The organism is Streptomyces sp. NPDC090994 (assembly GCF_044768905.1).
GTDB lineage: Bacteria > Actinomycetota > Actinomycetes > Streptomycetales > Streptomycetaceae > Streptomyces.
On the sequence record NZ_JBIVWS010000011.1, the window covers coordinates 132,288 to 146,460 of the forward strand.

The following is a 14,173-nucleotide window of genomic DNA, read 5'->3' on the forward strand; positions in this document are numbered from 1 at the left end:
GGGCCCGGACTGGTTACGCTCGAATACGTGAGCAGGCTCCAGGTCGTCAGCGGCAAGGGCGGAACCGGCAAGACCACGGTGGCCGCCGCCCTAGCGCTGGCCCTGGCCACGGAGGGGAAGCGGACGCTCCTCGTCGAGGTCGAGGGCCGGCAGGGCATCGCGCAGCTCTTCGAGACCGAAGCGCTGCCTTATGAGGAGCGGAAGATCGCCGTCGCTCCCGGGGGCGGGGAGGTGCACGCCCTCGCCATCGACCCCGAACTGGCCCTTCTGGACTACCTCCAGATGTTCTACAAACTGGGCGGCGCCGGCCGGGCCCTGAAGAAGCTCGGCGCCATCGACTTCGCGACCACCATCGCGCCCGGGGTCCGGGACGTCCTGCTGACCGGCAAGGCGTGCGAGGCGGTCCGCAGGAAGGACCGCGCCGGCCGGTTCGTGTACGACTACGTCGTCATGGACGCGCCCCCGACCGGCCGCATCACCCGCTTCCTCAACGTCAACGACGAGGTGGCGGGGCTGGCGAAGATCGGCCCGATACACAATCAGGCGCAGGCCGTGATGCGCGTCCTGAAGTCCCGCGAGACGGCCGTGCACCTGGTGACGCTGCTGGAGGAGATGCCGGTCCAGGAGACCGCCGACGGCATCGCCGAGCTGCGCGCCGCGAAGCTGCCGGTGGGCCGGGTCATCGTCAACATGGTGCGGCCCGAGGTGCTGGACGCCGAGGACCTGGAACGCGTACGGGCCCTCCCGCGTTCCTCCCTCGCCCAGGCCCTGTCCGCCGCCGGGCTCGGCGGGGCGCGGCGGGGCGGGCACGCCGAGCGGCTGGTGGACCCGCTGCTCGACCAGGCCGGGCAGTACGCCGCGCGGTACGAGCTGGAGCAGGAGCAGCGGGCCGTCCTCGGCGAGCTGGACCTGCCGCTGCACGAACTGCCGCTGCTCGTCGAGGGCATGGACCTGGCGGGCCTGTACGAACTCGCCACCGAGCTGCGGAAGCAGGGGATCGCATGAGGCGGAAGCAGGGGATCGCATGAGCCCGAGCCGACCGGAACCGGACCGTGCCCCCGCGCAGGAGGGCGCCCGGCGGCTGTCCCCCACGCGCGCGCTGGAGATCGATCCGCTGCTGGAGGACCCGGCGACCCGGATCGTGGTGTGCTGCGGCTCGGGCGGCGTCGGCAAGACGACGACGGCGGCGGCGCTGGGTCTCAGGGCGGCCGAGCGGGGCCGCAAGGTGGTCGTGCTGACCATCGACCCGGCCCGCCGGCTCGCCCAGTCGATGGGCATCGACTCGCTGGACAACGTGCCGCGCCGGGTGAAGGGCATCGACGACTCGGCCGGCGGCGAGCTGCACGCGATGATGCTCGACATGAAGCGCACGTTCGACGAGATCGTCGAGGCGCACGCGGACGCCGAGCGGGCGCGGGCGATCCTGTCGAATCCCTTCTACCAGTCGCTCTCGGCGGGCTTCGCGGGCACGCAGGAGTACATGGCGATGGAGAAGCTGGGGCAGCTGCGCTCCCGCGACGAGTGGGACCTGATCGTCGTCGACACCCCGCCGTCCCGCTCCGCCCTGGACTTCCTGGACGCGCCCAAGCGCCTGGGTTCCTTCCTGGACGGCAAGCTGATCCGCGTCCTGCTGGCCCCGGCGAAGGTGGGCGGCCGGGCCGGCATGAAGTTCCTGAACGTCGGGATGTCGATGATGACGGGCGTCCTGGGGAAGGTGCTCGGCGGGCAGTTCCTGAAGGACGTACAGACGTTCGTGGCGGCGATGGACTCGATGTTCGGCGGCTTCCGCACCCGCGCGGACGCCACGTACAAGCTGCTCCAGGCCCCCGGCACGGCGTTCCTGGTGGTCGCGGCCCCGGAGCGGGACGCGCTGCGCGAGGCCGCGTACTTCGTCCAGCGGCTGGCGGCCGAGGACATGCCGCTCGCCGGTCTGGTCCTCAACCGGGTCCACGGCAGCGGAGCCGACCGGCTGTCCGCCGAGCGGGCGCTCGCCGCCGCGGAAAATCTTGAGGACGCCGGCATTGTGGATCAGCGCGACGGGAAAGCTGGAGTTCGTAACTCTCCCGACACACACGGCAGTTCCGGCTCCGCCCTGGCCGAGAATCCCGCCGGGCAGGCCGTCGGCGGAGCCGCCGCGCAGACCGAGGACGCCGCGGACGCCGACTACTCCGAGGACACCGAGGACACCCAGAGCCAAGGCATCACCGAGGGCGCGGACGGCACCGGGACCGACCCGGAACGCTCCGTCGACCAGCTCGCCGCGGGCCTGCTCAGGCTGCACGCCGACCGCATGCAGCTGCTCTCCCGCGAGCAGCGCACGCGCGACCGCTTCACCGCGCTCCACCCCGAGGTGGCGGTGACCGAAGTGGCCGCGCTCCCCGGTGACGTCCACGACCTCGCGGGGCTGCGGGACATCGGCGACCGTCTCGCGGCGGACCGGCCCGAGCTGCCCGACGCGCGGGTGTGAGGACTGCGGCGCGCGCCTCAGCCCACGGCCGCGTAGTTCTCGTAGATCTCGTCGTCGTCGAGGGGCACGATGCCGGCTCCTCGCTCGTACTCCGTACGCGCCGTCTCCAGGAGCCGGCGCCAGGAGGTGACGGTGGGCCGCCTGCGCAGCAGTGCGCGGCGCTCCCGCTCCGTCATGCCTCCCCACACGCCGAACTCGACGCGGTTGTCCAGCGCGTCGGCCAGGCACTCGGTCCGCACCGGGCATCCGGTGCACACCGCCTTGGCCCTGTTCTGCGCTGCTCCCTGAACGAACAGTTCATCCGGATCGGTAGTGCGGCAGGCGGCCTGCGCACTCCAGTCGGTTACCCAGCCCATACCGGCGCCGTCCTCTCCCGAATCGAGGCTCCCCCACGGCGGCAGCGGCATATTCACCGCCGCCAGTTGAGGACGTTACGGAAGGTGGGCACAGCGCAACACCCCCAGCGGGCCCAATCTTGAATGGCCCGAACGGACTATGGGTAAGCGGCAGATCACCCGGGGGAGTGAGGTGGCGACATTCAGGGCGAATGCGGCATCGAGGTCGTTTCCACTGCGCCACAACGGACACCATTCACCACACAAGGCCAATTCGGACACGCGCCGCACCCGCTCCGGCACACGCCCGTACACCCGTACGCCCCGCGACGCTCCGACAGGCCCCGCCGTCGCGCCCTCGCCGGAAAAAGTCGAGTGGAGGTGGAACGATCCGGCGCCGGCAGGCGTATTGATACATGGCCGTACTGCTGTGACAGTTGAGAGCAGCTTAGGCCAAGGCATATACGTGTGTCCGGCGAATGAGAACGTAGGCTGCCTCCATGGCAAAGAAGCGCTCGGGCGGTGGTCTGTCACCTGCGCAGCAGGCCGCCAAGTTCCTCGGTGTCAGTGTGCTCGCGGGAGCCGTCCTGGCGGGCATCGCGCTGCCCGCCGTGGGTGCGCTGGGGCTCGCCGCGAAGGGCTCGGTCGAGAGTTTCGACGAGCTGCCCGCCAACATGAAGACTCCCCCGCTGAGTCAGCGCACCACCATCCTCGACTCCGAGGGCGGCACCATCGCGACGGTCTACTCACGCGACCGCACGGTGGTGAGCCTGAAGAACATCTCGCCCTACATGCAGAAGGCGATCGTCGCGATCGAGGACTCGCGCTTCTACCAGCACGGGGCGATCGACCTGAAGGGCGTGCTGCGCGCGGTCAACAAGAACGCCCGCAGCGGCGGCGTCTCCGAGGGCGCCTCCACCCTCACCCAGCAGTACGTGAAGAACGTCTTCGTCGAGGAGGCCGGCGACGACCCGACCAAGGTCGCCCAGGCCACCCAGCAGACCATCGGCCGCAAGATCCGCGAGCTGAAGTACGCGATCCAGGTCGAGGAGGAGCTGGGCAAGAAGAAGATCCTCGAGAACTACCTGAACATCACCTTCTTCGGTCAGCAGGCGTACGGCGTCGAGGCCGCCTCCCAGCGCTACTTCTCCAAGCACGCCAAGGACCTCACCCTCCCCGAGTCGGCCCTGCTGGCCGGCATCGTCCAGTCGCCCAGCCGGTACGACCCGGTCAACGACGAGGCGGAGGCCACCAAGCGGCGCAACGTGGTGCTCGCCCGGATGGCCGAGGTCGGTGACATCTCCGAGGCGGAGGCCGCCGAGGCGCAGGAGGCACCGCTCGGCCTGAAGGTCAGCACGCCGAAGAACGGCTGCATCACGGCCGTGGACGGCGCGGGCTTCTTCTGCGACTACGTGCGCGAGGTCTTCCTGAGCGACCCGGTCTTCGGCAAGACCAAGGAGGCCCGGGCCAAGATCTGGAACCAGGGCGGCCTGACCATCCGCACCACCCTCGACCCGAGCGCCCAGAAGTCGGCGCAGGCGTCGATCAAGGAGCACGTCTACAAGGACGACGAGGTGGCGACCGCCGCCACCATCGTCGAGCCCGGCACCGGCAAGATCCTCGCGATGGGCCAGTCGCGTCCGTACGGCTTCGGCAAGAACGAGACGCAGATGAACCTCTCCGTGGACCAGGCCATGGGCGGCGGCATCGGCTACCAGCCCGGTTCGACGTTCAAGCCGATCGTGGCGGCGGCGGCGATCGAGGGCGGCACCCCGGCGACGAAGTCGTACTCCTCGCCGTACGAGATGGAGTACCCGAGCCCGATCGCCGCCTGCGACGGCAAGACCTGGCAGAACGACCCGGCCAACCCGGCGAAGCTGGAGAACGAGAACGAGACCGAGGTCGGCCCGTACTCGATGAAGGAAGCGACCGCCAAGTCGGTCAACACCTACTACGTGCAGCTGATCAGCGACATCGGCATCTGCCCGGTGACCGAGATGGCGCAGAAGATGGGCGTCGAGCGGGCCGACGGCGGCACGATGCAGCAGGCCCCGTCCATCGCCCTGGGCACCCAGGAGATGTCCCCGCTGACCATGGCGAACGCGTACGCGACCTTCGCCTCGCGCGGCATGTACTGCACGCCGGTCGCCATCGAGTCGATCACCCAGCGCGTCGGCCAGCAGAACAAGTCGCTGGAGGTCCCGAAGTCGACCTGCTCCCGCGCCATGTCGGAGACGACCGCCGACACCATCAACACGCTGCTGCGCGGCGTGGTGGAGGACGGTACGGGTACGGAGGCCGGCCTCGGCAGCCGTCCCAGCGCCGGTAAGACCGGTACGACGGACTTCCGTTACGCGGCCTGGTTCGTCGGCTACACGCCGAACATGGCGGGCGCCGTCTGGGTCGGCGACCCGGCGCACGAGCGGCAGATGGTCGACATCACCATCGGCGGCGTCCCGCACGACAAGGTGTTCGGTGGCGAGGTCCCCGGCCCGATCTGGCGCGACATGATGACCGGCGCCCTGGAGGGCAAGCCCGCGACCGACTTCTCCTACGTCGACATCCCCGAGGGCGGCGACAAGGACAAGGGCGGCAACGACGACGGCGGCAACGGCGATGACGAGGCCGACGACGGCAACGGCGACGGCGGCACCGGTGACGGCGCCACGGCGGACGGTGGCACCGGTGACGGCGGCACGGGCGACGACGGTGACGTGAACCTCATCGGCGACCTGGGCAACGGCGGCAACTGGGGCGACATCTTCCGGGGCCAGGGCAACGGCGGCGGACGCGGCTGAGGCACCCGCCGGACGCGCGACGGCCCCTTCACCGCCCGGGAACCGGGAGGCGAAGGGGCCGTCGCGTTTCTGCCCTGGACGTCTGTCCGTGTGCCCCGGACGTCCGTCCGCTCAGCCGGCCAGCAGCTTCTTGACCGCGGCGGCGACCCGGCCGCCCTCGGCCAGCCCGGCCACCTTCGGGTTCACGATCTTCATGACGGCACCCATGGCCCGCGGCCCCTCCGCACCGGCCGCCTTCGCCTCCTCGACGGCCTGCGCGACGATCGCGTTCAGCTCGTCGTCGCCGAGCTGCTTGGGCAGGTAGGCGGCGAGCACCTCGCCCTCGGCCTTCTCCCGCTCGGCGCTCTCGGCCCGGCCGCCCTGCGCGAAGGCGTCCGCGGCCTCGCGCCGCTTCTTCGCCTCACGGGCGATCACCTTCTGCACCTCGTCGTCGGAGAGCTCGCGCTTGGTGGTCCCCGCGACCTCTTCCTTGGTGATCGCGGAGAGGGTCAGCCGCAGCGTGGAGGAGCGCAGCTCGTCACGCTCCTTGATCGCGGCGTTGAGGTCGTCCTGCAGCTTCGACTTGAGGGTGGTCATGCCGTCGATTGTCGCAGGTACGGGGGACTGGACGCCCACCTATTTGCCGCGTGGGGCCCGGTGCGGCCGGGCGGCGCACGGAAGTTGTCCACAGGCGGACATGACTGGCCTCCGGCATCTGACACGATGGTCGTATGCGCGCGCGATACGGAGTGCCCTTGTCCATCGCGGCGGCTGGCGCCGCCGGTCTGGTCTACGCCGCGGGCTTCGAAGCCCGCTCCTTCCGCCTCCGAAGGGTGACGGTCCCCGTCCTGCCCTCCGGCATGCGCCCCCTCCGCGTGCTCCAGGTCTCCGACATCCACATGGTCCGCGACCAGCGCAAGAAGCAGCGCTGGCTGCGCTCGCTGGCCGGCCTGCGCCCCGACTTCGTGATCAACACCGGGGACAACCTCTCCGACCCCGAGGGCGTCCCGGAGGTCCTGGACGCCCTCGGCCCCCTGATGGAGTTCCCCGGCGCGTACGTCTTCGGCTCCAACGACTACTACGGCCCCGCACTCCGCAACCCCGCCCGGTACCTGGTGGAGAAGCTCCAGGGCCGCCACGGCCTCAACGGCAACCCGCCCGCCGCCGACGTCGTCCACAACCCGTGGGAGGACCTCCGAGACACCTTCGACGCCGCGGGCTGGCTGGACCTCACCAACACCCGGGGCACGCTCAAGGTGGACGGCGTGTCGATCGAGCTGACCGGCCTGGACGACCCGCACATCAAGCGGGACCGGTACGCGGAGGTGGCCGGCGGCCCGTCCGGCTCGGCGGACTTCTCGATGGGCGTGGTCCACGCGCCCTACCTGCGCGTACTGGACGCCTTCACCGCCGACGACTACCCCTTGATCCTGGCCGGCCACACCCACGGCGGCCAGCTGTGCATCCCCTTCTACGGCGCCCTGGTCACCAACTGCGACCTGGACACGGACCGCGTCAAGGGCCTCTCCACGCACACGGCCGAGGGCCGGACGTCCTACCTCCACGTCTCGGCGGGCTGCGGCACCAACCGCTACACGCCGGTCCGCTTCGCCTGCCCCCCGGAGGCGACACTGCTGACGCTGGTGGGCCGCGAGTAGGACCACCGGCACCACCCCCCGGGGCGATACGGCCGACGGCCGCCGTAACCCACACAGCCCACCCGTATCGCCCCCTTTGCCCTCCTTCCCTACGTTGAGGGCATGACCGCACCGATACCCAGGGACATCCCGGACCTGCCCGCGGTCCCGGGCCCGCCCGCGCTGCTGCCCGCACCGGTCCCGGCCACGGCCGTGGTGACCCCGGTACGCCGCCCCCTGGTGGCCGCCTTCCGCCTGCTGACGGCCGCCCTGGCCGCGGCGGGCGTCACGATCGAACTCTCCCTCGCCGGCCCCTCCGCCCCGGCCCTGAGCCACTTCACGGTCCAGAGCGGCCTCCTGCTGGCCGCGGTCCTCGTCCTCTCGGCCCGCCGGGCCTGGACGGCCGCCCGCCCCCTGTCGCCCGCCCTGACCGGCGCGGCCCTGCTCTACACCGTGGCCTCGGCCCTGGTGCACCACACCCTCCTCGCCAACCCCGCCGGCCCCTACGCCCTCCCCGACGCCCCCACCGGCTGGCACGCCGTCGCCGCCCACCTCCTCTACACCGCCCTCCCCCTCGCCGCGACCGCCGACTGGCTCCTCCTGACCGTCCCCGGCCGCCTCCGCCTCCGCCACACCGCCGGCTGGATGCTGTACCCCCTGGCCTACCTGCTCTTCTCCCTGGGCCGCGGCGAGCTGCTCATCCCCGACAGCACGGCCCGCTACCTCTACCCCTTCCTCGACGTCGACCAGCACGGCTACAGGGGAGTCCTCGGCAACGCCCTCCTCCTGGGCCTGTCCCTCTACGCCCTGGCCACCCTCCTCGTGGCCCTGGACCACACCCGCCCCAACCCCCTGCGCCGGCCCTGCTGAATCGGATTTCGTCTCCGGCGCGCGGTGGGCTAAAGTAAACGACGTCGCCGCGACAGCGACGACACTCGGGGTGTGGCGCAGCTTGGCAGCGCGCTTCGTTCGGGACGAAGAGGTCGTGGGTTCAAATCCCGCCACCCCGACGCTGAAATACCAGGTGAGGCACCTACGGATTTTCGTAGGTGCCTCGCCTGTTTCTGCTGCGTGTCTATCTGCGTGACTACCGCTCTGGTGCGTGCTTGAAGATGCCGTCCATGACCACGGCACCGGTCTGGATCACGGGCCGGATCTGCTTCCGGTAGACCTCCTCGGTCACGGCGGTACCGGAGTGTCCGACGAGCCGGGAGATCTCCTCCAGCGGGACGCCACGGTCGGAGAGCAGCGACACGAAGCTGTGCCGGAGCTCCCGGGGCGTCCACTCGTCCGCGTCGATCCCGTCGATGCCCTTGAGCGCCTGCCGGAAGGCACGCCGGACGTTGGCAGCATCGAGCGGCTTGCCGACGGCCGAGGAGAAGACGAGCCCGTGTTCCTCCCACTTGTCGCCGGCGGCGAGCCGGTCCCAGCCCTGATCTTCGAACTGCTGCCAGAGCGCCTCGACGCAGCGCGCCGGCAGGGCGAGGGTGCGACGAGACTTCCGGGTCTTCGTATCCCCACTCCGCCGGACCGACCGCCACACGGCGATATGCGGAGGCTGCGGCGGATCGAACTCCGGACGCCCCTTGAGGAAGACGTGATCCCAGGTGAGGGCCCGCAGCTCCTCGGTACGGGCACCGGTCAGCAGCGCGACGACTATGTACGCGTACATCGAGGTCCCCTCAGCCCCCTTCAGCAGGGCCTCAGCCTGAGCGAACGTGAGCGCCTTGGACGGTCGTCCCGCCTGCCCCTGGGGGACGGAGCACAGCTCGACGACGTTGCGCTTCACCTTGTCCCGCGCCATGGCCCGCTTGACCGCACGGTTCAGGCAGGAGTGGAGCGACTGGAGAGTACGGGTGCTGAGCGTCCTGGCCTTGGTGGCCAACCAGCGGTCTACGTCCTCCGCACTGAGGTCACGGAGCTTGCGAGCGCCGAGTGCCGGGATGACGTGCTTCTGGCTCAGGAGCGTGGTCGTCTCTACGGTGCTGGGGTCGAGGCCGGCCAGACCGTAGGTGAGCCAGTCCGTCACCGCGTCCTTGACCGTGTAGTTGGTGGGCGCGATGGCGAGACCGTCCTCATGGTCCCGCAACACCTCCTTCAGCTTGTTCTTCGCCTCCGTCTTGGTCTTGCCACTCCCCCGCTTCACGATCCGCTTGCCGCTCGGATCGAAGCCCAGGTTCGCCGTGGCGATCCAACGCTGTCTCTTCTCGTCCCAGTGCAGGCCACCGTCACCACGGCTACGACGCTTGGCCATCAGGCGGCTTCCTCGATCTCATGGGTGATGAAGTCGCGCAGAGCATCGGCGGGGATGCGGCGAGAGCGGCCGACCGTGATGGAGACGAGCCGACCGGAACGGATCAGGTCGTAGACCGTGGAGCGTCCGAGCCTGAGTCGCATCATGACTTCCGGCACGGTCAGCAGTTCCGGGGTGACGGTGGTCATGCCGCGGCTCCTTCCTGAGCGAACTGATCGCGCAGGGCTTCACGGGCTGTCTCGCGGTTGAGTTGCAGGTCGCGCGCGATGGTCGCGGCGAGGACGGATTCACCGGGGGTGTGGCCATGGCCGGCGTACTGCCAGTCCGCCAGGACGAGCACGGTGCCCGGCGCCTGATCGTCGACGTCGATGCCGAGTGCTGCGCGCTCCTGCTCGGCGCGGAAGTCGGCGCGTGCCTGGCGCAGGGCGCCGAGAGTCGTCGAGTAGCGACGGGACTTGGAGGAGAAGTGGCCACGGAAGCCGAGCATGTGAGCCCAGGCCCAGAGCCGCCGGTCCGGGTACAGCGCGTCCAGGTCCCGGCATGCGGTGATCAGTCGGCGAGTGTGGTCGGGGACGCCGTGGCGGTCGAGTTCGGCGAGTTCGCCGATGCGGCGGTCCAGGGTGCCGGTGCTCTCGGCGGCTTTGGTCGCGTACTTGGCGACGTACGAGGCAACGGCCTGTTCGGTCAGGTCTGAGCCGTCGCCGAATGCCTTCACGGGGCGTACGTCGAGCTGTCGGCCCCAGCGGAAGGTGCGGGCGGGGTGGTCGTCGGCGGCCGGGACGGAGACCGAGGTGTAGCCGTGCGCGGCGGCGGCTCGAACGGCGTCGTCGAGAAGCTGCACGGTGGCCCAGGACGGCGGGGCGGAGCCCGGTCCTTCGGGACCGTCGACGCGGATGATGGCGTGGAAGTGGATGGCGCCGCGCTTCTGGAATTCGGCGACCTTTCCGTAGGAGACGCGGAGGCGGTCGGCGAGTTCTCTGCGGGTGAGGCCGGCGCGGGCGGCGAGTTCGCGGCGCAGGCGGGTGGTGAAGCGCTGCCAGAGCTGTCCGGTGTGGTTGTTGAACAGGACGGCGCCCGCGTAGTCGTACGTCGCGGGATCGAGGGCGGTGCCCAGTTCCGGGGCGTCGGGGGCGTGCGCGGTGCCACAGCGGCAGGTGCCGGAGTCGGGGCGGTTGTGGACCGGGCCGAAGGAGGGGGCGGTGAGGGTGGCGAAAACGCGGGGGTGATCGCGGACGGTGGCAGGGATGTCGCGGCGGTCGTCTCCAGCGAGGCCGGCGCGGATGAGGTGGTAGGTGTCGCCCGCGTAGGTCCGGGCGCAGGCCGGGCAGCGGGAGGCACGGCGGTTGCCGCAGGCGAGGCGGAGGCGTCCGCCGGGTTCACCGGCGGTGGTGTAGTGGTGCAGGGTCTCGCCGGTGGTCTTGTCCTTGTGGAGTGTCCAGCCGGTGAGGTGGATGGGGTCGGAGCAGCCGCCGGTGCGGCGGATCTGGTCTTCCCACCGGGTGTAGTCGGGGGCCGAGGCGACGCGGAGGAGGTCGCCGAGAGTGGTCGGGTCGAGCAGCGGGGCAGGCACGGGCGGGGCGCGATGCGCCATGCTGGAGTCTTCCTTCCGGTTGCGAGATCGGACGGGACGGCGCCCGGGCGGCGGATGCTTGGCGGTATCGAGGCCGCCCGGGGGCCGGTCAGCGACGCTTGGCGTCGGCGTTGAGCAGGGAGCGCAGGACGACGGCGCAGACGGCGACCGAGGCGCCGGTGATGGCGACCGCGAGGAGCATGGAGACCAGGACGGCGCCGACGACCAGGACGACGGCCGTTCCGCCACCGACGAGGGCGAGGGCGGTGCCGGGGGTGAGCTGCACCGTGGGCCGGGACGACGTCGGAGCGACCGGAGCAGGGGGCGGAACCTGCGCGCTCGGCACGATGGTGGTCGGCTCCACCACCACGGGCGGCATGACGTGACCGGTGGGCGTGGGGTTGGTCGGGATCTTCGGGCGGAGCATCGGTGTTCTCCCTTCGGGCGTGCTACTTGACGAAGCCGTTGACGACGGGGGCCAGCACGCTGTCGGCGAGGAGGTAGCCGCCGAGGAGGATGACAGCGATGAGCCACCAGGGCGGGCGGATGAGCTTGACGCCGAGGTAGCCGACGGCGAGCAGTGCGAGCCAGAGCGGAACGTCCATCGGTCGGCCTCCTAGCTGACGCGGCAGCGGTGGGTGCGGGCGGCGAGCTGTGCGGCGGACCGGCTGGAGTAGTCGGCGGACCAGCCGCAGCTGTCGTTGGTGCACACGGCGGCGTGTTTGGTCTGGCCTCGGTGGTCGCGGTGGGTGCCGATCTGCACGGGGCCGATCCGCATCACGGAGTGGAAGAAGTCGCGGGCGGGCATGTCAGTCGGTCTCCTCTCGGGTTGCGTTCGGGTTGGGGAAGGTGGCGCGGATGGCGGCGGCGCTGGCGGGGTCGGTGGTGCGCCGGGCGGCTTCCTCGGCGAGCAGGTGGGCGAGGTAGGGCCGGCTGGCGGCGGCCATCTCGCGGGCGCCGTCGAGGTGGTCGGCTGCGGTCAGGTCGGCCGGGTCACGGAACACGGCGTTTCCCCTTTCGGGTCAGGTGAGTTGGGCGGCGATGGCGTCGGCCAGGTGAGGCGGAACGCCGAGTCGGGCGCGGAGGGTGTCCGTGTCGATCCGGGCGCCGGTGCGGGCGTGGTGGTCGGCGGCGACCTTCCGGGCGTGGTCGACCAGCGCGGCAGGGACCGGCACGGCTGCGGGCAGGGCCGGGGGCTCCTCGGTTTCCGGGACGGTGACGGGTTCGGGTACTCGATCCGGTTCGGCGTCGGTGGCCGGTTCAGGCTCCGTTTCGGGCGCGGAGTGCGGAGCCGGGGTGGAGGGTGCCGACGGAGCCGACGAGAGGCCTTCGGGTGAGTGGGCGAGGAGCGTGCCGCCCATGAAGGCGAGCGCGGGCCAGGCGGCGACGAGGATGCGCAGCCAGGCCGGGACGTCGTTCAGGTCGAGGAGGCCGGCGGTGGCGACGTTGGCGCCGAGGGAGGCGACCAGGGCGATGACGAACCAGCACCAGGCCAGCCGGGTCGGTCCATCAGTGCGCAGTCGGCGCCAGGCGGCGACCAGGAGCAGGTCGACGCTGATCGGGTAGGCCCAGGCTTTCCAGCCGTCCTGTCCGGCAGCGGCGGCGAGGTCGTGGAGGTGGGCGAAGGACAGCGCCCCGGCGATGACGGCCTGGACCAGGACAGCGTCGACGCGGAGAGCGGTGCGGGCCATCACGGTTCCCTTTCTGTCGTCAGGCATGGGAGGGGTAGGGACCCGGCGCGAAGGCGGTCGCGCCGACCGAGGGAGGGTGAGGGTCAGGCCGTGGCGGGGGCCGACTTGGTCAGCCGGACCCGGGCCGGGGGAACCGCGGCGACGGCGGGGCGGAAGGCCGCCAGAGCGGGCACGTCGGGGGTGCGGTGGGAGTGCCGGTTGCAGATGTTCACGGCGTCGCGCAGCGAGGTGTGCGGTGCGCGGATACGGTGCCAGCCGCCGGTCGAGTCCCCGGCGATGGCCAGCCCGCGCGTCTCGGCGGGGATCTGGATCGCGGCCAGGACGGCATCAGGAGCGATGTCACCGAAGGCCATGTTCGCCGAGGTCTCGTCGTTGACGCGGTGGGCGGTACGCCCGGTGAGCTGGGCGCGGAGCATGGTGATGCCCTTGCCGAGTTCGGAGCCGAAGCGCTGCCCGCAGATCTCCAGGTAGATGCCGGCCGCGCGGCCGAGCTGGGCGAGACGGACCAGCGCGGTGATGATCCGGTCCCGTCGCTTCTCCTCCTCCTTGGAGGCGTACAGGGCGAGTTCGGCGACCTCGTCGACCAGGACCACGACCGGCACCGGCCGCAGATGCTCGGGCAGGTCCCAGATGTCGGAGGCGATCTCCGCATCCGGCACAGCGACGCTGATGCGCTGCTCGGCGCGGATGAGCTGATAGACGTCCGCCATGTGCCCCACGAGAGCTTCCAGCAGGTCCAGGGCGGTATCGGGGTCGTCGGCCAGCGCGGAGAACCGGCGGGCCAGCGGGAACAGCTCCACCCCTTGCTTGCAGTCGATGCCGACCAGGGCGACCTGTTGGGCGGCGAGGCCGGCAACCAGGTTGCGCTGGTAGACCGACTTCCCGGACTCCGTGGCGCCGAGAGTCAGCCCGTGCGGGACGGCCCGGTAGTCGCGGTAGTGGACGGAGCCGTCCTCGCGCAGGGCGACCGGGACACGCATCGGCCGGGTGTCGAGCATGGCGGGCATCTGCACCCGCTTCAGCACGTCGTACCCGGTCATGCGCACCTCGACGACACCGGAACGGATCTCGCGGGAGGTGACGCCGTACAACCCGAAGGAGTGGCGGAGCCGGTCGGTGGCGGCGGCGACGTCGAAGGCGTCCTGACCCGGCCTGAGCTTGAGCCGCAGAACCAGGCCCGTGCGGGTCGGACGCAGCCGCAGGATGCGCGGCGCCCGGAACTCCGGAGCCTCCCGACCGGTCATCCGGGCCAGCGCCAGCCGCCACCGGGCCGGCGGAACGGTCAGCCCGCACGCGTCCATCACCGACGTGTACCGGACCAGGACCCGCACGGTGGCGAAGGTGACGCCGAAGGACATCCAGTACCAGGCGGGGCGCCGCCACCGCAGGAGACCCGCGGCGGCAGCGACCACCAGCACAGCGACCATGAACCAGGTGGTCAT

Annotated in this window: 16 protein-coding genes and 1 tRNA gene; 6 read left to right on the top strand and 11 right to left on the bottom strand. The window is 70.9% G+C overall.

What is annotated here, in order from left to right:
- Positions 1-27: 27 nt before the first annotated feature.
- Together ACIQR3_RS23000 and ACIQR3_RS23005 are read left to right on the top strand one after the other, a co-directional pair.
- Complete coding sequence (locus tag ACIQR3_RS23000) at positions 28-1,005, top strand: ArsA family ATPase (RefSeq protein WP_403541780.1); 978 nt, start codon at positions 28-30, stop codon at positions 1,003-1,005.
- Positions 1,006-1,024: 19 nt separating this feature from the next.
- Complete coding sequence (locus ACIQR3_RS23005; RefSeq protein WP_403541783.1) at positions 1,025-2,467, top strand: ArsA family ATPase; 1,443 nt, start codon at positions 1,025-1,027, stop codon at positions 2,465-2,467.
- Positions 2,468-2,484: 17 nt separating this feature from the next.
- Here ACIQR3_RS23005 and wblA read toward each other — a convergent pair whose 3' ends face one another.
- A complete protein-coding gene (gene wblA, locus ACIQR3_RS23010; RefSeq protein ID WP_215167322.1) occupies positions 2,485-2,823 on the bottom strand; it encodes a transcriptional regulator WblA in 339 nt (112 codons plus the stop codon).
- A 479-nt stretch (positions 2,824-3,302) separates the two neighbouring features.
- On the opposite strand from wblA, the gene ACIQR3_RS23015 reads away from it, so the two are divergent.
- Positions 3,303-5,600: a transglycosylase domain-containing protein gene (locus tag ACIQR3_RS23015; RefSeq protein ID WP_403541785.1), complete on the top strand. Its 2,298-nt coding sequence runs from the start codon at positions 3,303-3,305 to the stop codon at positions 5,598-5,600.
- Positions 5,601-5,711: 111 nt separating this feature from the next.
- Here the strand turns inward: ACIQR3_RS23015 and ACIQR3_RS23020 are convergent, their stop codons facing one another.
- Positions 5,712-6,176 (bottom strand): GatB/YqeY domain-containing protein, encoded by a 465-nt coding sequence (locus ACIQR3_RS23020; protein WP_403541788.1) that lies wholly within the window; start codon positions 6,174-6,176, stop codon positions 5,712-5,714.
- Positions 6,177-6,310: 134 nt separating this feature from the next.
- On the opposite strand from ACIQR3_RS23020, the gene ACIQR3_RS23025 reads away from it, so the two are divergent.
- From ACIQR3_RS23025 to ACIQR3_RS23035, 3 genes are all read left to right on the top strand, one after another.
- Complete coding sequence (locus tag ACIQR3_RS23025) at positions 6,311-7,237, top strand: metallophosphoesterase (RefSeq protein WP_403541790.1); 927 nt, start codon at positions 6,311-6,313, stop codon at positions 7,235-7,237.
- Positions 7,238-7,339: 102 nt separating this feature from the next.
- The gene (locus ACIQR3_RS23030) at positions 7,340-8,086 is read left to right on the top strand and encodes a Pr6Pr family membrane protein (protein ID WP_403541793.1); all 747 of its coding nucleotides are present in this window, start codon (positions 7,340-7,342) and stop codon (positions 8,084-8,086) included.
- Between the two features lie 66 nt (positions 8,087-8,152).
- A tRNA-Pro gene (locus ACIQR3_RS23035) sits at positions 8,153-8,226 on the top strand.
- A 77-nt stretch (positions 8,227-8,303) separates the two neighbouring features.
- Here ACIQR3_RS23035 and xerC read toward each other — a convergent pair.
- The 9 genes from xerC to ACIQR3_RS23080 all read right to left on the bottom strand — a co-directional run bounded on the left by xerC (position 8,304) and on the right by ACIQR3_RS23080 (position 14,173).
- On the bottom strand, positions 8,304-9,470 hold the full coding sequence (gene xerC, locus ACIQR3_RS23040) for a tyrosine recombinase XerC (protein ID WP_403541796.1): 1,167 nt from the start codon (positions 9,468-9,470) through the stop codon (positions 8,304-8,306).
- A complete protein-coding gene (locus ACIQR3_RS23045) occupies positions 9,470-9,658 on the bottom strand; it encodes a helix-turn-helix domain-containing protein (protein ID WP_403541797.1) in 189 nt (62 codons plus the stop codon). Before ACIQR3_RS23045 ends, xerC begins: the two co-directional genes overlap by 1 nt.
- Positions 9,655-11,040, bottom strand: a complete 1,386-nt coding sequence (gene repSA, locus ACIQR3_RS23050) for a replication initiator protein RepSA (RefSeq protein ID WP_403542015.1) — start codon at positions 11,038-11,040, stop codon at positions 9,655-9,657. The genes ACIQR3_RS23045 and repSA overlap by 4 nt, the downstream gene beginning before the upstream one ends.
- A 109-nt stretch (positions 11,041-11,149) precedes the next feature.
- Positions 11,150-11,467, bottom strand: a complete 318-nt coding sequence (locus ACIQR3_RS23055; protein ID WP_403541799.1) for a SpdD-like protein — start codon at positions 11,465-11,467, stop codon at positions 11,150-11,152.
- 22 nt (positions 11,468-11,489) lie between these two features.
- Positions 11,490-11,645 (bottom strand): hypothetical protein, encoded by a 156-nt coding sequence (locus ACIQR3_RS23060; RefSeq protein WP_403541802.1) that lies wholly within the window; start codon positions 11,643-11,645, stop codon positions 11,490-11,492.
- Positions 11,646-11,656: 11 nt separating this feature from the next.
- Positions 11,657-11,848 carry a mobile element transfer protein gene (locus ACIQR3_RS23065; RefSeq protein ID WP_403541805.1) on the bottom strand — a complete coding sequence of 64 codons (192 nt, stop codon included), beginning with the start codon at positions 11,846-11,848 and terminating at the stop codon, positions 11,657-11,659.
- Between the two features lies 1 nt (position 11,849).
- Positions 11,850-12,044 carry a hypothetical protein gene (locus tag ACIQR3_RS23070; RefSeq protein WP_403541808.1) on the bottom strand — a complete coding sequence of 65 codons (195 nt, stop codon included), beginning with the start codon at positions 12,042-12,044 and terminating at the stop codon, positions 11,850-11,852.
- An 18-nt stretch (positions 12,045-12,062) separates the two neighbouring features.
- Entirely contained in the window at positions 12,063-12,731 is a 669-nt protein-coding gene (locus ACIQR3_RS23075; protein WP_403541810.1) for a DUF2637 domain-containing protein, read from the bottom strand.
- 83 nt (positions 12,732-12,814) lie between these two features.
- On the bottom strand, positions 12,815-14,173 hold the full coding sequence (locus ACIQR3_RS23080) for an FtsK/SpoIIIE domain-containing protein (RefSeq protein WP_403541812.1): 1,359 nt from the start codon (positions 14,171-14,173) through the stop codon (positions 12,815-12,817).